Here is a 25646-nt window from a genome sequence, read left to right as displayed (position 1 = left end):
TGTATCAGTATTTTGGTAAAAGAAGTAAATGCTAAAAATGAATACCTATTTTATTACAACAACGGGATTTCAAAAATACAGTTATTCGTGTATGGTTTCCTATTGAATTTTATTTTTTCGTTGGCGCTGATATTACTTATTAATTTAGTATTGAAATATCTATGACAAAGAGTGTTTTAGAAGTAGATAGCGTTCAAAAACAGTATGATGGGAAAATCATAGTTTCTGATGTGTATTTGAAATGCGAAACCACCGATATTATTGGTGTTTTAGGACGAAATGGTTCTGGAAAATCGACCTTGTTGAAAATCATTTTCGGAATTGTCACTGCTGATTTTAAATTTGTTCGAGTTGATGGTGCTGTGAAATCAAAAACCAGTGAGTTGCTAAACGAAATCAGTTATTTGTCTCAGGATAATTTTATTCCAAATTCATTCTCGATAAAAAAGACTATTCAATTGTCTATTTCCAAAGAGAAGTTACAGGAATTTTATGCTGATGAAATGATTCAATCAATGCTGAACAAAAAAATAAAGCATTTGTCCGGCGGAGAATTGCGGTATTTAGAAATTAAATTAATCCTGAATAATGCGTCAAAATTTGTTTTACTGGACGAGCCTTACAATGGTTTATCGCCCATAATGATTGAAAAAATTAATAAATTAATCACTACAATGTCCAGTGTAAAAGGCATCATTATCACAGATCATAACTATGAAAATGTGATTAAGGTTTCCACAAAACTGGCGTTGATGAAAGAAGGAAAAATGCACCATTTGAAAGACAAAAGCGAATTGGTGGAAAAAGGGTATTTGAAATCTGGAATGATTTAGATGCTTTTGAAAAAAGCCAACAATACAATCAATAACTGGTTTTGGTTCTCAATGTGGCTCATGTGTCCGTCCGGAAAAGTGACCAGTTTCACATTCGTACTTTCGATTTGTTCTTTGGTTTCTTCGTAATTCAGGACAGGATCTTTTTCGCCCAGAATTAATAATTTTGGATAGGGTGTAAGGTGCAATAACACTTCCCGATCTTGTCGTATTTTCATTCCTTCCAGTGACGCAACGATTCCTTGAAGCGGTGTTTTTAGAGCTTCTTTTTTTACGATTTCAATTTCTAATGAAAGTCGTTCTCTGTTGGATTCGCTGAATAAGTTTGCAATAGAAAGCGAAACAAAATTCATAAAAGATTGTTTTACCGCTTTGATAGCTCGATCCCGATTTGTTTTTCGTTCCTCGCTGTCGGCTCTTGAGGTCGAGTTTAGTAAAACCAATCCTTTTATCGTGTCAGGATATAATTCGGCGAAAGCCAAAGCAACATAACCGCCCATAGAATGCCCGACAAAAATGGCTTTTCGGATGCGTAATTCCGATAAAACTGCGTGAACGGCATCGGCATTATCTTCCATCGTTTGCACGTAACTCAAACATTCCGTTTCGCCATGTCCCAATAAATCAATCGTGATGACGCGGTTTTTTTTACCAAACTCCGGAATATAAAAATCCCACATGCCTTTGTTTTCCAAGAAACCATGAAGTAAGACAATAGCGGTTCCTTTCCCGGTATCGGAATAGGATATGTTGGTATTTTTGAAGAGAATTTGTTTCAAAATGAAAATTTAGTCTACAAAAGTAGCATTTTATTTTTTTAACCATTTAAGAAATATAAGGGCAAGTAAGTATTGCTTCCATTTGCTTAAATGACTTATATGGTTAATAAAACGGCTCCCATTTCTGAAAGCCGTTAATGAAATTTAAAATCTTCTATCGCCATCGAGTAAACTTCCTAATCCGCCTAATAAACTTCCTTCGTCACGACTGTTTCCGCCAGCTCTCGGTGCAGATGCTATGATTCTGTCCGCAAGTCGGCTGAAAGGTAAGGATTGCACGTAAACTGTTCCCGGACCACGAAGTGTGGCATAAAACAGACCTTCGCCACCAAAAATGGAATTCTTGATTCCGCCAATAAACTCAATGTCATAGTCAACATCTTTGGTGAAACCTACGATGCAACCCGTGTCCACTTTTAAGATTTCGCCTGCGGCTAATTCTTTTTTGGCTAGTGTTCCGCCGGTATGTACAAACGCCATTCCGTCGCCTTCTATTTTTTGCATGATGAAACCTTCGCCACCAAACAATCCACGACCCAGTTTTTTAGAGAATTCGATTCCCACAGAAACACCTTTGGCAGCGCAAAGGAAAGAATCTTTCTGGCAAATGAATTTTCCACCAAATTGTGTCAGGTCAATTGGGATTATTTTCCCTGGATAAGGCGATGCAAATGAAACTTTGCTTTTGATATTGTTTTGATTGATGAATGCAGTCATAAAAAGACTTTCGCCTGTCAGGACTCTTTTTCCGGCGCTTAAAAGTTTTCCGAACAATCCGTTTTCTTGTCCGGAACCGTCTCCAAAAATGGTTTCCATTTGGATGTTATTGTCCATCATCATAAAACTTCCCGCTTCGGCAATAACAATTTCCTGTGGGTCCAGTTCTAATTCCACATATTGCATTTCCTCGCCGTAAATGTGGTAGTCTATTTCGTGTGCTAGCATGATTTTTAGTATTTTGATTGAATAGATAAGTTGGACATAGGTATAAAATGTTACAGCCTTTTTTAGGTTTTATAATGGATTTAACATTTTAGTTCTTCTGAAAAACATACGTTCTGTGTAGCCCTGATGGAAGTGGTATCCTCTTGTAAAGTGCAACGGAGCAAGAGATATAACAGACAGCAGGAGGAAACGTTGTTTTGAAAAGCGATACTTTCTGCTCAAAAAAAAACAGCCTAGATTGCTCTAGACTGCCTGTTTTTTATATGAAAGACGTATTATGCGTTCATTAATTCTTCGATTTCGTCCACTTCAATTGGGATGTTGCGCATCATATTGAATGGTTCGCCGCTTTCCTGAACGATTATGTTGTCCTCAAGACGGATTCCGAAACCTTCGGCAGGAATGTAAATTCCAGGCTCAACGGTGAACACCATATTGGCTTGCATAGGTTCAGTCAGGATTCCGTAATCGTGCGTGTCTAATCCCATGTGGTGGGATGTCCCGTGCATGAAATATTTTTTATAAGCAGGCCATTCCGGGTTTTCATTTTGCACATCGGCTTTGTCAATAAGACCCAAACCTAGCAGTTCTGAAGTCATTAATTTACCTACTTCGATATGGTATTGTTTCCAAAGTGTTCCTGTAGTCAGCATTTTTGTCGCTTCATTTTTCACACGTAAAACGGCATTGTATACTTCTTTTTGTCTTTTGGTGTACTTTCCTGAAACTGGAATGGTACGCGTCATATCACTAGAATAATTCGCATATTCAGCTGCAACATCTAGTAAAATCAAATCACCGGCTTTACATTGTTGGTTATTTTCGATGTAGTGCAACACATTGGCATTGTTTCCGGAAGCGATAATTGGAGTGTAAGCAAAACCTCTGGAACGGTTGCGAATGAATTCGTGAATCAGCTCGGCTTCGATTTCGTATTCGGTAACGTTTGGTTTCACGAAAGGCAATAATCTTCTAAAACCAAGTTCCGTAATATTACAGGCTTTTTGGATTAAATCCAATTCTTCGGTTTCTTTTACGGAGCGAAGGCGCTGCAATATCGGATTACTTTTTGCAACAGCATGTGCAGGATATTTCTCTTTCCACCATTTTACAAAACGGGCTTCGCGCGTTTCAGTTTCTACGGTAGCACGGTAATGCTCATTAGTATTGATGTAAATTGTTTCAGCATGAGTCATCATTTCGAACAAAACTTTTTCAAAATCCTGCAACCAATGTACGGTTCTGATTCCTGTTACTTCAAAAGCACGCTCTTTAGTCAGTTTTTCACCTTCCCAAATGGCAATGTGTTCGCTGGTTTCTTTCAAGAATACCATTTCTCTTTGATGCTCGTAAGGCGCATCCGGAAAAAGCAATAAAATACTTTCTTCCTGATCGACTCCGCTTAAATAAAATATGTCGCGGTGTTGTGCAAATGGCAAAGTACTATCGGCAGAAACGGGATAAATATCATTAGAATTGAAGATGGCAACACTTTTTGGCTTCATCTGAGCCATGAATTTTTCTCTATTTTTTATAAATAAATCTCGGTCAATTTGATGATATTTCATAACAATTCGTTTTTATACATTGAATATTCAAAAATACTAACTTTGAGAGAAACGGATGTTAATTACTGTATAAAATTTTCAGATAACTATTTTTATGATTAATTTTCCAATTCAAATCAGTTTTTATGAAAAAAATAGTACTCTTTTCTGCCATCATAGTCCAAAGTGTCTCTTGGGGACAAGTTTCTGCGGAAGCGATTCAGCAATCATTGGAAGCCAAAAAACAAATGGAAAATCAATCGCTTTTTCAGAATGTTGCTTTTGAAAATGTAGGTCCAACGGTGATGAGCGGAAGAGTGGTGGATGTGGATGTAAATCCGGAAAATCCAACCGAGTTTTATGTAGGATATGCTTCAGGCGGACTTTGGTACACCAATAATAATGGGATGAGTTTTTCGCCGGTTATGGATGCGGCGCCTACGCAAAACGTGGGTGATATTGCGATAGACTGGAAACGAGGAATGATTTGGGTAGGAACTGGCGAAGTGAATTCGTCCCGATCGTCTTACGCCGGAATTGGAATTTTGAAATCCGAAGACAAAGGGAAGACTTGGCAAAATATGGGATTGCACGACAGCCATCACATCAGCAGAATCCTGATAAATCCATCAAATCCTGATGAAGTTGTTGTGGGTGCCGTGGGACATTTGTATTCGAAAAATGAAGAACGAGGAATTTATAAAACGATAAATGGCGGAAAAACGTGGAGTAAAACCCTTTATATCGACGATGAAACCGGGATTATTGATGTGGCTGTTTCGCCAAAAAATTTCAAGGTTCAATTTGCGGCTTCTTGGAGCAAAAACAGAAAAGCGTGGGATTTTATAGGAAGCGGAGCCACTTCGGGAATTTATAAAAGTGAAGATGCAGGAATGACATGGAAACTTTTTACGAATGCTGAAAGTGGATTTCCTGTTGGCGAAGGCGTTGGGAGAATTGGTTTAGCGGTATATGATGACAATAACGTGTATGCTGTTTTGGATAATCAATTCAAAAGACCGTTGCAATCCAAAAAAAGCAATTCATTACCAATTGCGTTTTCTATGCCGGGAGATGAATTCCTGAAATTACCAAATAAAAGTCTGAATTCTATTTTAAAGAATTACGGTTTAACCGAAAAATATAGAGCTGAAAACATCAAACACTGGGTTCAAAATGGGTATTTACAACCTAATGAGGCGGCAAAAGTGGTTCTGGATGCAATAAATAGTTTGGCCGAAACAGAAGTTATCGGAGCCGAAGTTTACAAATCAAGTAACGGAGGAAAAAATTGGACGAAGACGCATCAAGATTTCATTGATGATTTCTTTTATTCGTACGGCTATTATTTCAGCGTCATTTCTGTTGATCCAAACGATTTGAATAAAATTTATTTATCAGGTGTGCCGATTATCAAATCAAATGATGGCGGAAAAACATTTAGCTCCATAAGCGAAGAGAATGTTCACTCAGATCATCACGTAGTTTGGGTGAACCCGAATAAATCCGGGCATTTAATTAATGGAAATGACGGTGGTTTAAATATTTCGTATGATGATGGAGCGCATTGGGTAAAAAGTAATTCGCATTCCGTAAGTCAGTTTTATGCAGTGAATGTGGATGAGCAAGAACCGTATAATATTTATGGCGGGATGCAGGATAATGGCGTTTGGGTTGGACCAAGCACTTACAAATATTCATCAGAATGGTACCAAACCGGAAAATATCCATACGAAAATTTGATGGGAGGCGACGGAATGCAAACTCAAATTGATAAAAGAAATCCAAATATTGTTTTTACAGGATTTCAATTTGGAAATTATTACAGAATTGATCGTGCAACTAACAAGCGAGAATACATTTCGCCAAAGCCAAAAAAGGACGAAAAACCATTACGATTTAATTGGCAGACACCTATTTTATTGTCTTCGCACAATCAGGATATTTTATACATGGGATCTAATTTCTTGCACCGTTCGATGAATCAAGGGCAAACTTGGACTGCGATTTCACCTGATTTGACGCAAGGAGCTAAAGAAGGAAATGTAGCTTTTGGAACAATTGCTACCATCAGCGAAAGTCAATTGCAGTTTGATTTGCTCTACACGGGAAGTGATGATGGATTGATTCATGTTTCGAAAGACGGCGGTGCGACTTGGAATAAAATTTCGGGAAATTTACCTCAGAATCGTTGGGTTTCCAGAGTCGTGGCTTCGGCGCACAAGAAAGAAAGAGTCTATGCGACTTTAAACGGATATCGAAATGATGATTTCACGAGTTATGTGTATGTATCAGATGATTTTGGTCAAAGTTGGAAAAATATCTCCAATAATTTGCCTGCAAGTCCTGTGAATGTAATTGTGGAGGATAATGTCAACGAGAATGTTTTGTATCTGGGAACGGATAACGGATTGTATGTTTCCTTAAATAAAGGCATATCTTGGGATGATTTTTCGAACGGAATTCCGAACGTTGCCGTTCACGATTTAGTGATTCAAAAGAAAGCAAAAGATTTAGTGGTGGGAACGCACGGTCGTTCGATTTATAAAGTCAATTTAGAACAAGTGCAACAATTGAATGATAAAGTGGTAGCGGAAAATCTTCATATTTTTGAACTTAAAAAAATCAAAAAAGCAAGAGAATGGGGAAACAGCTGGAGTTCTTGGGCTAAAGCTTCAGAGCCAAAAGCAGAGATTTGGTTTTATTCGAATGGGGATTCAGAAGTGCTTTTGCAAATTGAAAACAGTTTGAAAGAAGTTATTTATTCTCAGAAGGTGAAAGCGTCAAAAGGATTGAATAAACACATTTACGATCTTTCAATGACTAAAACGGCAGCGGATAATTGGAAAAGTAAAGACAAAAAACTAAAATTGGAAGAAGCCAAAAATGGGAAATATTACCTTCCAATTTCAATCAATAAAATCAGTATCCAAAAAGGAAAAGAGAAGGTGGTTACTGATCTTGAAATTATAGAATCAAAATAGAAAGTCTTTTTATTTTAAAAACAAAAAACACGATTCCATCTGAAATCATGTTTTTTTTATGGTTGCTATTTTGTTTAAAACTGCGCTACTTCTGTAGAATCTTTCATTGCGGTTGTAGAAGATTTTCCAATTGTCACAGTATTTTGTACCGCATCAAAATAAGAAGTCCCTACAAAACCTTGGTGTTTAACCGCTTTGAAACCGTGTTTTTGCAAAGCAAATTCTCTTTCCTGCAATTCAGAATAGCCTGCCATTCCTCTTTCTTTGTAGGCTTTAGACAATTCGAACATACTAGTATTCAATGCGTGGAATCCGGCTAAAGTGATGAATTGGAATTTGTATCCCATTGCGGCAAGATCTTCTCTGAACGTTTCCATTTCAGCAACGGATAATTTTGCAGCCCAATTGAAAGAAGGCGAACAATTGTAAGCCAACATTTTTCCTGGGAATTTTGCGTGAATTCCTTCAGCAAATTGTCTTGCGTAATCAAGATCCGGATTACTGGTTTCCATCCAAATTAAATCAGCGTAAGGCGCATAACTCAATCCTCTGTCAATTCCTTGCTCCACACCACAATTTACATAAAAAAAACCTTCTCCAGTTTTTTCACCCGTGATGAATTTAGCATCTCTTGGGTCAATATCGCTAGTCAATAAGTTGGCTGCATCCGCATCTGTTCGGGCAACAACGATTGTTGGCGTTCCCATTACGTCAGCTGCTAGTCTTGCCGCAATCAATTTGTTGATGGCTTCTTGCGTAGGAACCAATACTTTTCCTCCTAAGTGACCGCATTTTTTAGCAGAACTCAATTGGTCTTCAAAGTGAACTCCAGCAGCTCCCGCTTCAATCATCGATTTCATTAATTCGAAAGCGTTTAGGTTTCCACCAAAACCAGCTTCGGCATCAGCCACAATTGGTACTAAGTATTCTTTTTTGTCTGCAGTTCCGTTAACCACTTGTATTTGATCCGCTCTCAAAAGCGCATTATTTATTCGTTTTACTACTAATGGAACGCTGTTAGCAGGATATAAAGATTGATCAGGATACATTTCGCCGGCTACATTTGCATCAGCGGCAACTTGCCAACCGCTCAAATAAATAGCGTCTAATCCTGCTTCTACCTCTTGAATGGCTTGATTTCCGGTAAGCGCGCCAAGTCCGGCTACAAAATCCTGAGAATTAAGTTTATTCCATAAAGTATTCGCTCCAATTCTGGCTACACTGTGCTCTATTTGATAAGAACCTTGCAATTTCACCACTTCTTCAGCAGTGTAGGGACGCTCAATGCCATTCCATCTTGGGTTCGTAATCCAGTCAGTAACTAATTCTTGAATTCTTGTTTCTGTAGTTTTCATTTTTCTTTTTTTTGGTTGTTTGTTAATAGGTATTGTAATTAATTTTTTAAATGTATTTGTATCCAGGAATGGTCAAAAACTCGATAAAATTGTCGTTCACGACTAGAATGTCTAATAATTGTTCCGCTAATCTGTATTTTTGTTTTTCGTGATTGTCGTCTCCCACGAGCTTTCTGATTTTTTCAAATTCTTCCATTGCTATACGATGATAATAATTTGTATTTAATGTTTTTTTATTGTCCAAAATGACTTCGTTTTGCAACCATTGCCACAATTGTGATCTCGAAATCTCAGCGGTAGCAGCATCTTCCATTAAATTGTGCAACGCTGCGGCGCCTTGTCCGTTGAGCCATGAAGCGATGTATAGAACGGAAATACTAATGTTTTTTCGAACACCTTCCTCGGTAATGGTTCCTTTTGGAGTCTCGAGCAAATCACTTTCGGTAACGTGTACGTCTTCTCTTTTTACATGAATCTGATTTTTGGTTGACATGTATTTATCAAAAACTGTCATAGCAAGTGAAACTAAATCCGGATGTGCGACCCAAGTGCCGTCATGACCATTTTTTACTTCCCGTTCTTTGTCGGCTATTACTTTGTCGAAAGCAATTTTATTGGCTTCTTCGTTGTTTTTTATTGGAATTTGTGCCGCCATTCCACCAATTGCGTGAATATTTCGTTTGTGGCATCTTTGAATAACCAATTGGGAATACGCACTCATAAATGGTGAAGTCATCGTCACCTGATCTCTGTTTGGAACGATGAAAGCTGGGTTCTTTCTTAGTTTTTTGATGTATGAAAAAATGTAATCCCATCGCCCGCAATTAAGGCCTACAATATGCTCTTTCAGTTCAAAAATGATTTCGTCCAATTGAAAACTGGCAGTGATAGTTTCGATTAAAACCGTCGCTTTGAATGTTCCGTTTTTTACGCCTAAATATTCCTGCGTGAATTCGAAAACTTCATTCCACCATCTTGCTTCCAGATAATGTTCCAGTTTTGGAATATAAAAATAAGGCGCCGTTCCATCTTCAATAAGTTGTTTGTAATTATGAAAAGCATACAAACCAAAATCAATTAGCGATCCCGAAGTTTGTTCCCCGTTGATCAAAATATTTTTTTCTGGCAAATGCAATCCTCTTGGACGAACAAGCAGTACGGCAGTTTTTTCGTTCAAACTGTATTTTTTATTCTTTATAGTATCTTCAAGAGTAATAGTTTTATTCACCGCATCTTTCAGGTTTTGCTGTCCCGTCATTAAGTTGCTCCATGTAGGAGAAGTGCTGTCTTCAAAATCAGCCATGAAAGTTTTTGCTCCTGAATTCAATGCATTAATCACCATTTTTCTATCGACCGGTCCGGTTATTTCGACTCTTCGGTCTAATAAATCCTCGGGTGTTGTTGCCGCTTCCCAATTACTTTCTCTGACACTTTTGGTTTCAGTAGGCAAAGTAGGTAAGGCACCTTGATCAAATAAATCCTGTTGTTTTTTTCTTTCGTCTAATAACAAAAGTCTTTTGTCATTGAATCGCTCGTGGAGTTCTGTAATAAAATTAATTGCTTCATCCGTCAAAATTTCTGGATAATGCTCTTTCGTTTCATTAGCAAACTGCAATGGTTTTTCGGTTGTTTTGGTATTTGCTTTCATGGTTAATATGTTTTACACGACAATGTTACGAAAAGTTTTTGTTAAAACAAGCGAACGTACGCTAAAAATGAAAAATATTTTTTTTGGCGTAAATATTTTTTAGCGTATCTTTGAGATATGAACATAGAAAAGGATTATATCAAGTTGATTTTTGGGCTTAAACTCAAGCAGGCTCGCACCAATAAGAATCTGTCACTATTTGGTTTGGCAAAAATCACGGACCTTTCAAAATCGTATTTAAACGAAATTGAAAAAGGTAAAAAGTATCCAAAAACGGATAAAATCATTCTGTTAGCCGAAAAACTCGATATTTCCTATGATAATATGGTATCGTTGAAACTGGATAATAATCTGGCACCCATTGGAGAAATCCTAAAATCGGGTATTCTAAAAGAGATTCCTCTGGAGATTTTCGGAATTCAGGAAAACGATCTTATCGATATTATTGCTAATGCTCCTGCAAAAGTCAATGCGTTTATCAGTACGATTATCGAGATTGCGCAACATTATAATTTGACAAGAGAGAGTTTCTTTTTGGCTTCGTTGCGTTCATATCAAGAAGCACATACGAACTATTTTGAAGATTTAGAGCAGAAAGTGTTGCAGTTTTCCAAAGCTTTTCACGTGAATATTGAGACCAAGATTTCGATTGAAGAACTTACGGCGATACTAATTGAAGAATATGGTTATACGATAAAAGAACTCGTTTTTTCTGAACAAGAACAATTGGGTGATTTGAGATCGATTTTTGTGCCAAAGAGTAAAACGTTACTTCTTTCTTTAGATATTGATGAACCTCAAAAGGCATTTATCTTAGCTAAAGAAATTGCTTATAATTATCTTGAAATCACAGAAAGATTGTATACGTTCAGCTGGATTAAGTTTGATAATTTTGACCAAGTCTTGAATAATTTTTACGCTTCTTATTTTGCCGGAGCGTTGCTAATTCCAAGGCAAAGACTGATAGATGAACTGAATTTATTTTTGTCTAAAACAGATCCAAAACCACAGGAAATGATTGCTTTGATGAGCGGATTCAATGTTTCGCCCGAATCGTTCTATCAAAGGTTGACTAATATTTTGCCAAAAGACTTTCAGTTGAAGAATCTTTTCTTTCTGAGATTGTCGCATCAAATAGGAACGGACACGTATCAGATAAAAAAGGAATTGCATATCACGAACCAGCAGGAACCGCATGCGAATGAAATGAATGAGCATTACTGCCGAAGATGGGTTTCCATACGAACGATTGAGGAATCTTTGAAGCAAAAGAAAAACCATTTTTTTGATGCGCAAATTTCCAGTTATGAAAACAGCAAAAATGAATATCTTGTTTTTTCATCAGCAACGCCGGATCCGTTTAAAGTAGATTGTATCCGTAGTATTTCTGTAGGGATATTGATTACACCGGGAATGAAGAAAAAATTCAAGTTTATTGAAAATGATTCGATTAAAAAACAGGTTGTCGGGGTTACCTGTGAAACTTGTGCCGTTAAAAATTGTTTGGAACGCGCTTCGCCACCAATCCAATTAGAGCAAAAAATGCGCAACGAAAATACGGATTTAATTGTGCAGCAATACATAGCAAAATTCAGTTAGCGGAATACTGTCTTTAAAAAAAAAACACCGAAAGTTTAAGTATGAATTGTCGGTGCTTTTTTTAGAAATATAAAATTAATCCACCCATTTGTAATAACGAGCACCAATTAAATTAGGAATTTCATTTTCAATTCGGTCTAAAATCCATTCATTTTTTGGAGTTTTAATGCTGGTTTTTTGTTCCTTTTTGTGTAGTTTATTGTAGGTTTCAAAGTCAATTTCGAAACTTTCTTCTAATGTTTCAAAAAGATTGACGTTAGCAATGGCTAATTTCCAGTCTTGTTGAATCGTTCCTTCAAAAACTTTTGATTTTGAACCGCTTCCATAAGCCAGAAAGCCAAATTTACTATCGCTTATTTCTTTTTTAGTATCGTAAAAATGAACCAAAGTTGATAGTAATCCCATGAAAATAGAACCTGTGTATAGATTTCCAATTAGAGAAGAAGCGATTTCTGCAGGCGTTAATTTTTTATTTACAAATTCTTTGTAGGCTTCTGATTTGCTGATTTCTTTCAGTTTATTTTGGTATTCAGAAGTATCTTCATTACCGGAAATAATTGTATTGGAAGCGTCCAAAGCATAAATTTCAGACAACATTCGACGTCCCTGAAAAGCATAAGGCAAGTGCATGACGATGCTTTTCCAGGAATCGTAAACAGTTTCGTTGGTATTTTTTAATTTTTTGAATGAAAAATAAGCGTCTCTAGTTCGATCCATATAACATTGATTCGAATATTGACCGTCAAAAACCGGTTGGTCTTTGTGGATTTCAACTTCACTTTCTAAATTTTCAAACCAGGGTTCATTAGTTGTATTTCCTGTAATTGCTGTTTTCGAAATCGTTCGGAACGGTTTAAAAAAGTCAAAAACTCCTTTTGTACTCGTTGCCCAATTGTTTTCGAAAGCAATAATTCTTGGGTTTGAAGTTATCAACATTGCTAAAGCGCCAGCACCTTGCGTGTATTCTCCGGTAGAGTTTAAATCGTATTTAGCAAAATCAGTAGTGACAACAATTGCTTTTTTTGTTGGATTCAATGTTACAAAATCAATACAGTTTTGCATGGCATCAACTCCGCCAATACAAGCAAAAGTAAAATCAACCACGTCACATTCTGATAAAGTGTTTTCTCCAAATTTTTGTTCCATCAATGCAATCAAAAACGAGCTTATTGGTTTTGAGCTGTCAATGGCGCTTTCGGTTCCTACATAAATTCGGGCGATTTCGTTTAGGTTGATATTATTCTCTGAAATTAATTTTGTCAATGCATTGGCACCAAAAACTACTGTGTCTTGATGAGTGTCTGGCAATGTCATTTTGATTAAACCCAGTCCTTTTTCCAGTTTTTCGGGTTCGATATTTCTGGCTTTTGCCAAAGTATTTATGGGTAAATGTATTTTTGCAACATCAAAAGAGATGGCGTCAATTCCTGTTTTCATTCTTCAAATTTTAACTTGTAAAGTTAAAAACGCAGAGGCTTGATACAATTATTTTAGGGACATAAATTGATGGCGCCTGGTGTTTTTATTGATTTAGAAATAAAGAACAATAAAAATTATTGAATTAGTAATTTTGAGCTATTTAGGGGTTGGTTTTCGGTCAATTTCGTGGTCTATTATTTAAGATTTTTTTCTTTTTTGTTTAACTGATTTTCAGGGTGTTTTTGGATTTATGTTTGATATTTAAGGATTTCTTGATGTTTTGTGTAAAACACTTTAAAATCATTATAAATAACAGCGAAAAGGTTGTAGTTACTGTCTAATTGCTTTATTTTTGTAGAATTTTTTAAAACAAATTATATAAAACTTATGGCAAAATCTGCATTATTGAAATCGTCAATAGCAAAAAAAGTAGCTATGGCACTTTCAGGACTTTTTTTGATGTTGTTTCTAGCACAGCATTTTTTTATCAATATGACATCGGTCTTTAGTGCCGACACTTTTAATTCGATTTCTCATTTTATGGGAAACAATCCATTAGTTCAATTCGTAATACAACCTATTTTGATTGTAGGAGTGGTTTTTCACTTTATCATGGGTTTTGTTTTGGATTTCAAAAACAGAAGTGCCCGACCTATTGCTTATGCAAAGAATAATGGAGCGGCAAATTCTTCTTGGGCATCAAGAAACATGATTATTTCCGGTTCAGTTATTTTAGCGTTTTTGGCATTGCATTTTTACGATTTTTGGGTTCCTGAAATGGTGTATAAGTATGTAGATGTTAGTCCATTGGATGAAACAAGGTATTTCCATGAACTAGTTGCAAAATTTGAAAGTCCAGTTCGTACAGGATTGTATTGTTTATCTTTTGTATTGTTAGCAATACACTTGAATCATGGATTTAGTTCTTCTTTTCAATCGGTAGGATTCAATAATAAATATTCTAGAGGATTGAAAAATTTCGGATTAGGGTTTGCTTATGTAGTTCCTTTCGGATTTATTTTTATTGCGCTTTTTCATCATTTCAATCATTAATATTCAATTATAATGGCATTAGATTCAAAAATTCCAAATGGTCCAATTGCGGACAAATGGACAAATTATAAAGATCATATTAATTTAGTAAACCCTGCTAACAAACGTAATTTAGATATAATTATAGTTGGTACAGGTCTTGCTGGAGGTTCTGCTGCTGCAACTTTAGCAGAATTAGGATATAACGTAAAAGCTTTTTGCTTTCAAGATTCACCACGTCGTGCGCACTCTATTGCTGCACAAGGGGGAATCAATGCTGCAAAAAACTATCAAGGAGATGGAGATTCAACTTTCCGTTTGTTTTATGATACTGTAAAAGGAGGAGATTACCGCGCACGTGAAGCAAACGTTCACCGTTTAGCTGAGGTTTCTACTAATATTATTGACCAGTGTGTGGCTCAAGGAGTTCCTTTTGCCCGTGAATATGGAGGATTATTAGACAATCGTTCTTTTGGAGGTACATTAGTTTCTAGAACTTTCTATGCTAAAGGACAAACAGGACAACAATTATTATTAGGAGCGTATTCAGCAATGAATCGTCAAATAGGTCGTGGGAAAATAAAAATGCACAACCGTCACGAGATGCTGGATTTAGTTATCGTAAACGGGAAAGCAAGAGGAATTATCGCTCGTAACCTGGTTACAGGAGAAATCGAAAGACATTCTGCTCATGCCGTAGTTATTGCTTCAGGAGGATACGGAAACGTGTTTTTCCTTTCGACTAACGCGATGGGAAGTAATGTTACAGCAGCTTGGAAAATTCACAAAAGAGGAGCATATTTTGCAAATCCTTGTTATACGCAAATTCACCCAACTTGTATTCCTGTATCCGGAGATCATCAGGCAAAATTGACATTAATGTCAGAATCGTTGCGTAATGACGGACGTATTTGGGTTCCTGCAAAATTAGAAGATGCTAAGGCGATTAGAGAAGGGAAATTGAAACCAACTCAAATTGTAGAAGCGGACAGAGATTATTATTTAGAAAGAAGATATCCTGCTTTTGGAAATTTAGTACCTAGAGATATCGCTTCTCGTGCTGCTAAAGAAAGATGTGATGCAGGTTTTGGTGTTAATAAAACAGGAGAAGCTGTTTACCTTGATTTTGCTGCGGCAATTGAAAGATACGGAGTGGATCAAGCAAGATTAAAGCATTTAGACGAGAATGATAAAGCTTTAGTTATTAAATTAGGAACTGAAGTTGTTGCTAATAAGTATGGTAACTTGTTCCAAATGTATGAGAAAATTGTGGATGAGAATCCATATTCAACTCCTATGATGATTTACCCAGCTGTACACTACACAATGGGAGGAACTTGGGTTGATTATAACTTACAAACTACAATTCCGGGTTGTTTCTCTATTGGAGAATCTAACTTTTCAGATCACGGAGCAAATAGATTAGGAGCTTCTGCATTGATGCAAGGTTTAGCTGATGGATATTTCGTTCTTCCATATACAATTGGAGATTATTTAGCGCCAGACATTAAAATGGGGACTGTCTCTACTGATTTACCGGAATTTGAGCAAGCGGAAAACAACGTTAAGCAACAGATTGAAGCTTTAATGAATAACGGCGGTTCTAAACCAGCAGATTACTTCCATAAGAAATTAGGGAAAATCATGTGGGACAAAGTTGGAATGGCTCGTAATGCTAAAGGTTTAACCGAAGCACAAAGTGAAATTGCAGCAATTAGAGAAGAATTTTACAAAGAGGTGAAAATTCCTGGAACAGCTAATAGTTTCAATACTGAACTAGCTAAGGCGCTTCGTATTGCAGATTTCCTTGAATTGGGAGAGTTGTTTGCTAAAGATGCTTTACATAGAAATGAATCTTGTGGAGGTCACTTCCGTGAAGAGTATCAAACGCCAGAAGGTGAAGCACAGCGTGACGACGAAAATTTTGCATATGTTGCAGCATGGGAATACAAAGGTAGCCCTAGCGATGCAGTGTTGCACAAAGAAGAGTTGAAATTCGAGAATGTTAAACTAGTTCAAAGAAGTTATAAATAGTATTTAGAAAAGTCTCGATACTTAATTCTTAATACTTAATACTTACAAAAAAAATGAAACTTACATTAAAAATATGGCGTCAGAAAAATGCCGCTGCAGAAGGAAAAATAGTTGAATATCCAATTGACGGAATTGAACCAGATATGTCTTTTCTTGAAATGCTTGACATTTTGAACGATGAGTTAATCGTAAAGGGAGAAGATACCGTTGCATTTGACCATGATTGTCGTGAAGGAATTTGCGGAATGTGTTCGTTATACATCAATGGTGAAGCACATGGTCCTGACCGTTTGGTTACGACTTGTCAATTGCACATGCGTAAATTTAAAGATGGAGACACTATTTTTATCGAGCCGTTTAGAGCAAAAGCTTTCCCGGTAATTAAAGATTTAGTAGTTGATAGAGGTGCATTCGATAGAATCCAGCAATCTGGTGGGTTTATTTCTGTGAACACATCTGGAAACACTATCGATGCCAATACAATTCCTATTCCTAAACATGATGCTGACAGAGCTTTTGATGCAGCTACATGCATTGGTTGTGGAGCTTGTGTGGCGAGTTGTAAAAACTCTTCTGCTATGTTATTTGTTTCTGCAAAAGTGTCTCAGTTTGCTTTATTACCGCAAGGGAAAGTAGAAGCTGCTGACCGTGTAATGAACATGGTTGCTCAAATGGATGCTGAAGGTTTTGGTAACTGTACCAATACTGGAGCTTGTGAAGTAGAATGTCCAAAAGGAATTTCTCTTGAAAATATTGCCAGAATGAATAGAGAATATTTATCTGCAAGTTTAAAAGGATAAAAATTCAAAGTATATAATTAAAAAACGCATTCAATGTCAAAGTTGAATGCGTTTTTTTTTGTGCAAAATAATCAATCTTAAATTAATCTTTCCATCCCCAAGGTGCTGAAGGTGTTGCGACTGTTTTTGTCAAGTCAAATTTCACGGTAAACAATCGGTCTGAACCGATGCGTCTTAGATTATAAGTAAAAGAAGTTTCGTCTAAAGTGATCCACCATACATTTGCGGAAGCATTTGGAATCAAATCACAAGTTTGTTGATCTGCCGGAAAAAACTGAAGCGTTGATGAACCAGAATTAGAGGTTGTTCCACCGTATTGAGTCACCTTATCTTCGGAACCGTCTTCGTGGCGGTGGTCGTGTTTCAATTGAATACGGTCATTTTTATAGGTTAACACCCAAGTTCTCGATTTGTCATCTCCTACAAAAAACGGAATTCGAATCGTGTTCTCATCGCAATTGCGAACGTGCATTACTAGTTTTTTATCCCGAAAAGTGTCATTGGCAGCGCCTTCTTTGACTTCTCCTTCAAAGGATTTTCCGCATTGTTTTTGCAGGTTTTCCCAAAATTGTTTTGCTCCTGATTTTTCTTGGCCAAAAATCAAAATAGAGCATAACAGTGTGTATACAAGAAGTATCTTTTTCATAAAGTTGTTTTTGCTAATATAATGAACTTATGGTATTGTGATATTTCTTATTTTTATAAAAAATAAAATCATGCAAGTCACCCTAATTCAAGCTCCTTTAATTTGGGAAAACCCAAATTCAAATCGTGATTATTTCGAAGCGAAAATCAATTCAATTACTGAAAATATTGATTTAATTGTATTGCCGGAAATGTTTACAAGCGGTTTCACAATGAGCCCTGAGACTGTAGCTGAAACAATGCAAGGCGAAACAATAACTTGGCTTAAAGCGTTGGCGAAAGGTAGGAACTGTGCTTTTACGGGAAGTTTAGTTATAAAGGAAAATGGAAATTTTTACAATCGATTAGTATTTGTATTTCCTTCCGGAGAAATTCAGTTTTATGATAAAAGGCATTTATTTACTTTGGCTGGAGAAGACAAAGTCTATACAAGTGGCAATCAAAAAATAGTGGTAGACTATTTGGGTTGGAAAATTTGTCCGTTGATTTGTTATGATTTGCGATTTCCTGCTTTTTCCAGAAATTCAGAGGATTATGACTTGTTAATTTATGTGGCAAGTTGGCCAAAAATCAGAACGAATGCTTGGGATGCTTTGTTGAAAGCCAGAGCGATAGAAAACATGAGTTATGCAATTGGGGTCAATAGAATCGGTACTGATGCAAATGGTTACGAATACATTGGTCACTCGCAAGCAGTCGATTTTCTTGGGAATTATGTCTTGGAGCCAGAAGAATCTGAAAGTTCTTTTTTAGTAGTATTAGATAAAGAAAAAATGCTGGAAACCAGACGAAAATTAGGTTTTTTGAACGACAGAGATTCTTTTGAAATAAAAAATATTTAGCTCTAGTTTTTCTTATCAGTTTTCTTGTCTGTTTTCTTTTTAGGTTCGGGAGTGTAAGGAATACTCAAGTCAAAAATTTGATTTACATCCCAATTGGATCGAACATCGATTTCTTTGGAAAAATAGATCACTTCCTCGGCCTGGCGTTTTTCTAAATAGTTACCGGAATCCCATTCCTTGTTTTTATTAGTGTCATAAATAACACGTAATGTATAAAGCGCAGGTTCGATTAAATTAAATTCTACCGTGGTGTTTTTTTCAATGTATTCAGTTGCCAAAACATCGCCTTTTATATTTGTCAGTTCTATAATGACAGGAAATTCTTTTATATTTTCTAATACAACGGTAAGATTCCCGTAATCAGCAGTGCTTTTAGTGCTTAATTTATATGTTAAAGTGTCATTCGATTTTTCGAAAAAATCAGTTAACGCTCCAGGCAAAAGTTCAAAAGTGTAATTTTCTGAGGGCTCCTTTTTAAAGTCAAAATACAATTTCTGATTAAATTCGTCGTATTCAGTGGTAAAAGGTACTGCAGTTTTTGCATTGTTGATTAAATTTATTTTAGAATTCTCAATGCGGATTAATGGAGTTGAGCTTTCTAATGTAAAACGCTCACGAAATTTTAAGTTGCCAGTTTGTAAGGCAGAGATACTTAAGGTATCCTTTTTTTGGTCTTTTATTTTAAAGGTGAAATTGGCTTCATATTTATCTTTGGCTACAGCCAAATTTAGCGAATCTACTTTGATGGGTTTGTACCAAACTTTTAGAGAATCCTTTTTTGGGAATTTAGTAATGATATTGGAAAGAACTTCAGTGTTGTTTCTCAATATTAATTTTGGTCGGGCAGCAGCTGAATTTACAACGCCTTCGTATCCTAATAACAATCTGTTTCCAGAAGCTTGGCTTGGTTTGAAAGTTTTAAAAGGGAGCGTTTCCTTGAATAATTCCAACTCGTAAAGCGTGTCGTTTGGGATAGTGATAAATTCTTTACTGAATCCTATTTTATCCGTTTTTGGATTGTATTTATTATTGCTGTTGTAGTCTTTCATGGCTACAAGAAGATATTTTCCGGCTTTTAAATTTTCAAAACGAAAAGTCTTCAGACTGTCTAATGTATTAGTCACATATCTTGGATTCTCATTATAGACTACCGAATCCTTAAAAGTGTCATTCACGTCATACAGCATAACCGAAACGAATGATTCCACTTCTTTGTCATAAGCGCTTTTTACAGTTCCGCCAAGGCTTAAAGAATCAATATAATCTCCTGTTGAAAATACATATTTGAACTGATTGAATGGATTTCCTTCATTATTATCTGCGATGCTTTGTCCAAAATTAAAGCTGTAAGTAGTATTAGGTTGTAATGTATCTTTGATTTTTATGGTAATCGTTTTACTTGGAGTAGTAGGCAGAATTGATGGTTCGTATTTCATGGGAGGTGAAATAATCAATTGCTTGTTGAGGTTTTTAAGTTTAATGTTCTCGTCAAAAACTAATTTGATTTCGTTTCCTTTGAAATTTTTGCTAAAATTTTCAGGAAAGCTTATTTTTAAAACCGGTGCAATGGTATCTTTCAAACCGCCAGTGATGGAGCCTCTTTTTGCACATCCAACAGTAATTAAAAGCAATAGAAAGAAGGTGTATTTTAAATTGTTTTTCAACATATCAAATCATAATTAGAATCTACAAAATAACAATTATAATTCATGCAATCGAAATTTTTTATAGAATTATTATGAGCGACTGAATTCCGCTTACTTTTCTAGAATGCTTCCTTTTTTTGTTTTTAATGTTTAAATTTACGTCAAATAAATTTCAGTACGGCTGACTTACTGCTTGAGTTTAAAACCAACGTTGAATTGATAGTATAAAAAATGAGAAAAATAGAACATATAGGGATTGCGGTTAAAGACTTAGAGGTTTCAAATTTAGTTTTTGAAAAACTCTTTGGTGCCCCGGCTTATAAATTTGAAGATGTAGAAAGCGAAGGTGTGACAACTTCTTTTTTTATGAATGGACCCAATAAAATTGAACTTCTTGCTGCAACTAATCCGGATAGTCCCATTGCTAAGTTTCTGGAAAAAAAGGGAGAGGGAATTCATCACATCGCTTTTGATGTAGAAGATATTGTAGCTGAAATAGCACGTCTAAAAATGGGAGGTTTTGTAGTCTTGAATGAAATTCCAAAAAAAGGCGCTGATAATAAGCTTGTTGCATTTTTACATCCAAAAAGCACCAATGGTGTATTGATTGAATTGTGTCAAGAAATAAAATAATTTAAGTATCCATAAATGGGTAGTGTTCTAATATTCAGTTGGTTTCTCTTTGAAAAAAGTTAATAATTGAACTATATTAAAATCTAAGTCAAAAATATTTGGAGCAAATGAAAAATAGTGGTAATATTGCACACTCTTAACCGGTCCTATAGCTCAGCTGGTTAGAGCACCTGACTCATAATCAGGTGGTCCCTGGTTCGAGCCCAGGTGGGACCACAAAAACCCTCTAAGACAAATGTTTTAGAGGGTTTTCTTTTTTTACTAAAAACCAAATTGGACTAAAACACGTATCTTTGTGTATTAGGAATAAGTACTTTATGTTTAATGGTTTTATAGATTTTTTTATTTCATTAAATTTACTATTTTTGAAGCCGATGAAGATTGAGTCAAATAAATTTTATTTTTTAATCATTTTCCTTTTTGGGATTATGGATGTTTTTGCTGGTCCTGGTGGGTCTGGTCCTCCGGCACCTACGGCAAAAAAACCGCCACCACCACCTGGATTGTCTATTGATGAAAATAGTGTTATTATAATTGCAATTGCATTGTTATTTGGAATTTATATCGTTTATAGTAATATGTTAAAAACAAAAACCCCAATTTAAATTGGGGTTTTTGTTTTTAACATCTAAGGGTGTTATTTGTTAGCGTATAATCGAGAAACGTATTTGCCAATCACATCAAATTCAAGGTTTATTTTTGTGCCAACTTCGAAGTTTTTGAAATTGGTATGCTCATGTGTATAAGGGATTATGGCTACGCTAAACTGATTTTTTTTAGAATTCACAACGGTTAAACTTACGCCATTTACGGTAATTGAACCTTTTTCGATAGTGATATTGTTTAGTTTTTCATCGTATTCAAAGATGTAAAGCCAGCTTCCATCGGTTTGTTCAGCGGTGATGCAGGTTCCTGTTTGGTCAACGTGGCCTTGTACGATGTGTCCGTCAAGTCTGTCGCCAAGTTTCATCGCTCTTTCTAAGTTAACGCTGTCTCCAACTTTCCAATCGGCTAAATTTGTTTTTTTTATCGTTTCATCTATGGCGGTCACGGTATAAAAAATATCGTTGATAGCAACAACAGTGAGGCAAATTCCGTTGTGAGCAACGCTTTGGTCAATTTGCAGTTCGCTGGTAATCGATGAATTCATCGTTATATGAACATTACTGTTCTCTTTTTTTATTTCTTGGATTACACCAAGGGTTTCTATAATTCCTGTAAACATTTCTTGTTTTATTTTACTAAATTTGCACTTCAAAATTAGCAATAAATAACGTTAGATCATGATGAAAAAAGCAGAAAATATAATCGTTGGGATTTCTATAGGAGATTTAAACGGTATTGGAAGCGAGGTTGTTTTAAAAACATTCGAGGATTCTCGTATGTTAGAGTTGTGTACTCCTGTTATCTTTGCTAATGTTAAGTTATTGTCTTTTGTGAAGAAAAGCTTTCAGTCGGCTTCTTTATTGCATGGAATTGATAAACTGGATCAGATTATACCAGGAAAGATTAATGTTTTAAATGTTTGGAGAGAAGGGGTTGATTTAAATCTTGGAGTAAATGATGCAAAGGCAGGTGAATATGCTATAAAATCATTTGTTGCGGCTACCAAAGCTTTAAAGGATGGTCTTGTAGATGTATTGGTAACTGCGCCTATAAATAAGTACAATATCCAGTCAGAAGAGTTTAAATTTCCGGGGCATACGGATTATTTAGACCAAGAACTTGAAGGAAATGCACTTATGTTGATGGTTCAGGATAATTTAAGAGTTGGGCTCTTGACGGATCATATTCCGTTAAGTGAAGTGGCTTCTCATCTTACGGAAGAATTGATTAAAAGAAAAATCGGAACGGTTAAGCAATCATTGATACAGGATTTTAGCATTAATAAGCCAAAAATAGCTGTTTTGGGATTGAATCCGCATTGCGGTGATGGAGGAGTTATTGGTACTGAGGATGATTTGATTATAAAACCAACATTGAAAAAAATATTTGACAAGGGAACTTTAGTGTTTGGTCCTTTTGCTGCTGATGGTTTTTTTGGAAGTAATCAGTATGAAAAATATGATGCTATTATAGCGGCGTATCACGATCAGGGTTTGATTCCTTTCAAAACATTATCTTTTGGGAATGGAGTGAATTATACGGCTGGTTTGAATAAAATAAGAACGTCGCCAGATCATGGTACGGCTTATGATATAGCGGGAAAGGGAGTGGCTGATTTTAACTCATTTAAAGAGGCCGTTTATCTGGCAATTGATATTTATCATTCGAGAAATCAATATGCCGAAATTAGTGTGAAGCCATTGAAAACAAAAGAAAAACAGTTGTGAACAAAAAAAAGTGAATAACATTATTAGATTTGCAATAATTTTATATCTTTGCACTCCCGAAGTTTAGGGTCAAAATGTTGTTGAAATGAAGAAGACAAAAGAATTTTTAATACCTTTTATAGGATTAAAGCTAGGAAAACATCATTTTGAGTATCAAATAAATAATTCGTTCTTTGAAATCTTTGATTATAATGAATATCAAGATTCAAATATCAAAGTAAATGTAGTTTTAGAGAAAAAAAGTACGCTATTAGAGTTAAGTTTTAAGCATAAAGGTGTTGTAAATGTTCCTTGTGATTTAACAAGCGAAGATTTTGACCTGCCAGTTAAAGGCAAAATGAAATTAATTGTTCGTTTTGGAGAGGATTATAATAATGACAATGAAGAATTGTTGATTTTACCTCATGGAGAGTTTGAAGTAGATATTGCACAATATATCTATGAAATGATAGTGTTGTCAGTGCCTCTAAGACGAGTTCATCCCGGAGTTAAAGATGGAAGTTTGAAAACCGAAGCTTTGACTAAACTGAATGAACTGATAGTAAAAGAAGAAAAAAAAGAGAATAAACAAGAAGAAAATATTGACCCGCGTTGGGACAAATTAAAGCAACTATTAACGGATAAATAATATAGTAAAATGGCGCATCCTAAGAGAAAAATCTCCAAAACAAGAAGAGATAAAAGAAGAACACATTACAAAGCTACTGTAGCACAGATTGCTACTTGTCCTATTACAGGAGAAGCGCATTTATACCATAGAGCTTACTGGCACGAAGGTAAAATGTATTACAGAGGGCAAGTTGTTATAGATAAATCTGTAGCTGTTGCTTAATACATTTTTGTAAATGATATTCGAACTCTCACATCGTGAGAGTTTTTTTGTTGTTTATAATTTTCGTTAAATAAGAAGTTCCAAATCAATGAAAATGGAATTTTTTTTTTGTAATTTTCAAGTCTTTTAAAAATTTTTCAAATGAAAACATTTGACAAAAAATAATCGCATAAAATGAATACAATTACAGCCGCAATAACCGCTGTTGGAGCCTATGTTCCAGACTTTGTTTTGACAAACAAAGCTCTTGAGGCCATGGTTGAGACCAATGATGAGTGGATAACCTCTCGTACAGGAATAAAAGAAAGAAGAATCCTCAAAGAAGAGGGTAAAGGAACTTCTTTTTTAGCCATAAAAGCTGCACAAGATTTATTAGCTAAAGCTAATATTAATCCTCTAGAAATAGACTTGTTGATAATGGCAACTGCAACGCCAGATATGCCAGTGGCTGCAACAGGTGTATATGTAGCAACCGAAATAGGCGCTTTAAATGCTTTTGCATATGATTTGCAAGCAGCATGTTCCAGTTTCTTATTTGGAATGTCAACGGCAGCAGCTTATATTCAGTCCGGAAGATACAAGAAGGTACTCTTGATTGGTGCTGATAAAATGTCTTCTATCGTAGATTATACGGATAGATCAACTTGTATTATTTTTGGAGACGGAGCTGGAGCAGTATTGTTTGAGCCTAATTATGAAGGATTAGGATTGCAAGACGAATACTTGCGCAGTGATGGAATCGGAAGAGATTTTTTAAAAATTGATGCTGGTGGTTCTTTACTTCCTTCTTCTCTTGAAACGGTAAGAGATAATAAACACAATATTATTCAAGACGGAAAAACGGTATTTAAATATGCTGTAACTAATATGGCTGATTCAAGTGAATTAATTCTGAAAAGAAATAATTTAACAAATGAAAATGTTGATTGGTTAGTTCCTCATCAAGCCAACAAACGTATTATCGATGCAACTGCAAATAGAATGAATTTAGAAGATTCTAAAGTTCTGATGAATATTGAAAAATACGGAAACACAACTTCTGCGACTTTACCATTAGTCCTTAATGATTTTGAACATTTATTCAAAAAAGGAGATACGATAATTTTAGCTGCTTTTGGAGGTGGATTCACTTGGGGATCTATATATCTAAAATGGGCATACGATAAAAAATAAATTTAAACTAAAAACAAATAATTATGGATTTAAAAGAAATTCAAAATCTAATCAAGTTTGTAGCAAATTCAGGAGTTGCAGAAGTTAAATTAGAGATGGATGATGTAAAAATCACCATCAGAACAACTTTAGAGGGGAATGTAACTGAGACCACGTATGTTCAACAAATGCCAGCTCAAGCTACACTTCCACAAGCAGCAGCACCGCAACAAATTGCTCCGGTTGCAGCAGCTCCAGAAGTTCCAGTAGTAGAAAACGCACACTATATCACCATAAAATCTCCAATCATTGGAACTTTTTATAGAAAACCATCTCCAGATAAACCAATGTTTGTTGAAGTAGGTAAAACAATTTCTAAAGGTGACGTACTTTGTGTAATTGAAGCCATGAAATTATTTAATGAAATTGAATCTGAAGTTTCTGGTAAAATTGTAAAAATATTGGTTGACGATATGTCGCCAGTAGAATTTGACCAACCTTTATTCTTAGTAGATCCATCATAATAAATTATAAATTTTGAATGATGAGTTTTCGTTATTTGAAATAATTTAAGATTTAAAATTCTAC

The 25646-nt window shown here is 35.6% G+C and carries 23 protein-coding genes and 1 tRNA gene; 15 read left to right on the top strand and 9 right to left on the bottom strand.

Going from position 1 to position 25646, the window contains the following annotated elements; translation table 11 throughout:
- Positions 1-161: 161 nt before the first annotated feature.
- Complete coding sequence (locus ACNQF8_RS03160; RefSeq protein ID WP_417950760.1) at positions 162-833, top strand: ATP-binding cassette domain-containing protein; 672 nt, start codon at positions 162-164, stop codon at positions 831-833.
- On the opposite strand, the gene ACNQF8_RS03155 is transcribed toward ACNQF8_RS03160, so the two are convergent.
- From ACNQF8_RS03155 to ACNQF8_RS03145, 3 genes are all read right to left on the bottom strand, one after another.
- Entirely contained in the window at positions 830-1612 is a 783-nt protein-coding gene (locus ACNQF8_RS03155; protein ID WP_417952888.1) for an alpha/beta fold hydrolase, read from the bottom strand. The genes ACNQF8_RS03160 and ACNQF8_RS03155 overlap by 4 nt on opposite strands.
- 144 nt (positions 1613-1756) lie before the next feature.
- Positions 1757-2557 carry a TIGR00266 family protein gene (locus ACNQF8_RS03150; protein WP_417952887.1) on the bottom strand — a complete coding sequence of 267 codons (801 nt, stop codon included), beginning with the start codon at positions 2555-2557 and terminating at the stop codon, positions 1757-1759.
- Between the two features lie 275 nt (positions 2558-2832).
- Positions 2833-4125 (bottom strand): aminopeptidase P family protein, encoded by a 1293-nt coding sequence (locus ACNQF8_RS03145; protein WP_417952886.1) that lies wholly within the window; start codon positions 4123-4125, stop codon positions 2833-2835.
- A 125-nt stretch (positions 4126-4250) separates the two neighbouring features.
- On the opposite strand from ACNQF8_RS03145, the gene ACNQF8_RS03140 reads away from it, so the two are divergent.
- Positions 4251-7088 (top strand): WD40/YVTN/BNR-like repeat-containing protein, encoded by a 2838-nt coding sequence (locus ACNQF8_RS03140; RefSeq protein ID WP_417952885.1) that lies wholly within the window; start codon positions 4251-4253, stop codon positions 7086-7088.
- A gap of 74 nt (positions 7089-7162) precedes the next feature.
- Here the strand turns inward: ACNQF8_RS03140 and aceA are convergent, their stop codons facing one another.
- Entirely contained in the window at positions 7163-8443 is a 1281-nt protein-coding gene (aceA, locus tag ACNQF8_RS03135; protein ID WP_131990435.1) for an isocitrate lyase, read from the bottom strand.
- Positions 8444-8489: 46 nt separating this feature from the next.
- Positions 8490-10091: a malate synthase A gene (gene aceB / locus ACNQF8_RS03130; RefSeq protein ID WP_417952884.1), complete on the bottom strand. Its 1602-nt coding sequence runs from the start codon at positions 10089-10091 to the stop codon at positions 8490-8492.
- A 117-nt stretch (positions 10092-10208) separates the two neighbouring features.
- On the opposite strand from aceB, the gene ACNQF8_RS03125 reads away from it, so the two are divergent.
- Positions 10209-11690, top strand: a complete 1482-nt coding sequence (locus ACNQF8_RS03125) for a helix-turn-helix domain-containing protein (RefSeq protein WP_417950754.1) — start codon at positions 10209-10211, stop codon at positions 11688-11690.
- Positions 11691-11765: 75 nt separating this feature from the next.
- On the opposite strand, the gene ACNQF8_RS03120 is transcribed toward ACNQF8_RS03125, so the two are convergent.
- Positions 11766-13127: a hydroxymethylglutaryl-CoA synthase family protein gene (locus ACNQF8_RS03120; RefSeq protein ID WP_417952883.1), complete on the bottom strand. Its 1362-nt coding sequence runs from the start codon at positions 13125-13127 to the stop codon at positions 11766-11768.
- A 369-nt stretch (positions 13128-13496) separates the two neighbouring features.
- Between ACNQF8_RS03120 and ACNQF8_RS03115 the strand changes: the two genes are divergently transcribed.
- From ACNQF8_RS03115 to ACNQF8_RS03105, 3 genes are read left to right on the top strand one after another with little or no spacing between them, the layout of a single operon-like run.
- Entirely contained in the window at positions 13497-14162 is a 666-nt protein-coding gene (locus ACNQF8_RS03115) for a succinate dehydrogenase cytochrome b subunit (protein WP_417950752.1), read from the top strand.
- Between the two features lie 12 nt (positions 14163-14174).
- The gene (locus ACNQF8_RS03110) at positions 14175-16175 is read left to right on the top strand and encodes a fumarate reductase/succinate dehydrogenase flavoprotein subunit (RefSeq protein ID WP_417950751.1); all 2001 of its coding nucleotides are present in this window, start codon (positions 14175-14177) and stop codon (positions 16173-16175) included.
- Positions 16176-16228: 53 nt separating this feature from the next.
- Positions 16229-16975 carry a succinate dehydrogenase/fumarate reductase iron-sulfur subunit gene (locus ACNQF8_RS03105; RefSeq protein WP_196851235.1) on the top strand — a complete coding sequence of 249 codons (747 nt, stop codon included), beginning with the start codon at positions 16229-16231 and terminating at the stop codon, positions 16973-16975.
- Between the two features lie 82 nt (positions 16976-17057).
- Here the strand turns inward: ACNQF8_RS03105 and ACNQF8_RS03100 are convergent, their stop codons facing one another.
- On the bottom strand, positions 17058-17621 hold the full coding sequence (locus ACNQF8_RS03100) for a hypothetical protein (RefSeq protein ID WP_417952882.1): 564 nt from the start codon (positions 17619-17621) through the stop codon (positions 17058-17060).
- A 70-nt stretch (positions 17622-17691) separates the two neighbouring features.
- Between ACNQF8_RS03100 and ACNQF8_RS03095 the strand changes: the two genes are divergently transcribed.
- Complete coding sequence (locus tag ACNQF8_RS03095) at positions 17692-18462, top strand: amidohydrolase (protein ID WP_417950749.1); 771 nt, start codon at positions 17692-17694, stop codon at positions 18460-18462.
- 2 nt (positions 18463-18464) lie between these two features.
- Here the strand turns inward: ACNQF8_RS03095 and ACNQF8_RS03090 are convergent, their stop codons facing one another.
- Positions 18465-20129 carry an Ig-like domain-containing domain gene (locus tag ACNQF8_RS03090; RefSeq protein WP_417952881.1) on the bottom strand — a complete coding sequence of 555 codons (1665 nt, stop codon included), beginning with the start codon at positions 20127-20129 and terminating at the stop codon, positions 18465-18467.
- 210 nt (positions 20130-20339) lie between these two features.
- Between ACNQF8_RS03090 and mce the strand changes: the two genes are divergently transcribed.
- From mce to ACNQF8_RS03075, 3 genes are all read left to right on the top strand, one after another.
- Positions 20340-20741, top strand: coding sequence for a methylmalonyl-CoA epimerase (mce, locus tag ACNQF8_RS03085; RefSeq protein WP_417950747.1), 402 nt, complete (start codon positions 20340-20342; stop codon positions 20739-20741).
- Positions 20742-20883: 142 nt separating this feature from the next.
- Positions 20884-20957 (top strand) — tRNA-Ile (locus ACNQF8_RS03080).
- Positions 20958-21115: 158 nt separating this feature from the next.
- Complete coding sequence (locus ACNQF8_RS03075) at positions 21116-21346, top strand: hypothetical protein (RefSeq protein WP_417950746.1); 231 nt, start codon at positions 21116-21118, stop codon at positions 21344-21346.
- 32 nt (positions 21347-21378) lie between these two features.
- Here the strand turns inward: ACNQF8_RS03075 and ACNQF8_RS03070 are convergent, their stop codons facing one another.
- Complete coding sequence (locus tag ACNQF8_RS03070; RefSeq protein ID WP_417950745.1) at positions 21379-21966, bottom strand: riboflavin synthase; 588 nt, start codon at positions 21964-21966, stop codon at positions 21379-21381.
- Between the two features lie 58 nt (positions 21967-22024).
- Between ACNQF8_RS03070 and pdxA the strand changes: the two genes are divergently transcribed.
- The 5 genes from pdxA to accB all read left to right on the top strand — a co-directional run bounded on the left by pdxA (position 22025) and on the right by accB (position 25582).
- Positions 22025-23074, top strand: coding sequence for a 4-hydroxythreonine-4-phosphate dehydrogenase PdxA (gene pdxA, locus ACNQF8_RS03065; protein ID WP_417950744.1), 1050 nt, complete (start codon positions 22025-22027; stop codon positions 23072-23074).
- Positions 23075-23159: 85 nt separating this feature from the next.
- Positions 23160-23702, top strand: a complete 543-nt coding sequence (locus tag ACNQF8_RS03060; RefSeq protein ID WP_417952880.1) for a YceD family protein — start codon at positions 23160-23162, stop codon at positions 23700-23702.
- A 9-nt stretch (positions 23703-23711) separates the two neighbouring features.
- On the top strand, positions 23712-23906 hold the full coding sequence (gene rpmF / locus ACNQF8_RS03055; protein WP_007137315.1) for a 50S ribosomal protein L32: 195 nt from the start codon (positions 23712-23714) through the stop codon (positions 23904-23906).
- Between the two features lie 174 nt (positions 23907-24080).
- Positions 24081-25079, top strand: a complete 999-nt coding sequence (locus ACNQF8_RS03050; RefSeq protein ID WP_417950742.1) for a beta-ketoacyl-ACP synthase III — start codon at positions 24081-24083, stop codon at positions 25077-25079.
- Between the two features lie 23 nt (positions 25080-25102).
- Complete coding sequence (gene accB / locus ACNQF8_RS03045) at positions 25103-25582, top strand: acetyl-CoA carboxylase biotin carboxyl carrier protein (RefSeq protein WP_099714177.1); 480 nt, start codon at positions 25103-25105, stop codon at positions 25580-25582.
- Positions 25583-25646: the final 64 nt, after the last annotated feature.

The organism is Flavobacterium labens (assembly GCF_048286755.1).
In the GTDB taxonomy this organism is placed as follows: Bacteria; Bacteroidota; Bacteroidia; order Flavobacteriales; family Flavobacteriaceae; genus Flavobacterium.
Note: the sequence above shows the minus strand (reverse complement) of the source record. Positions and strands in the feature narration are given on the sequence as shown.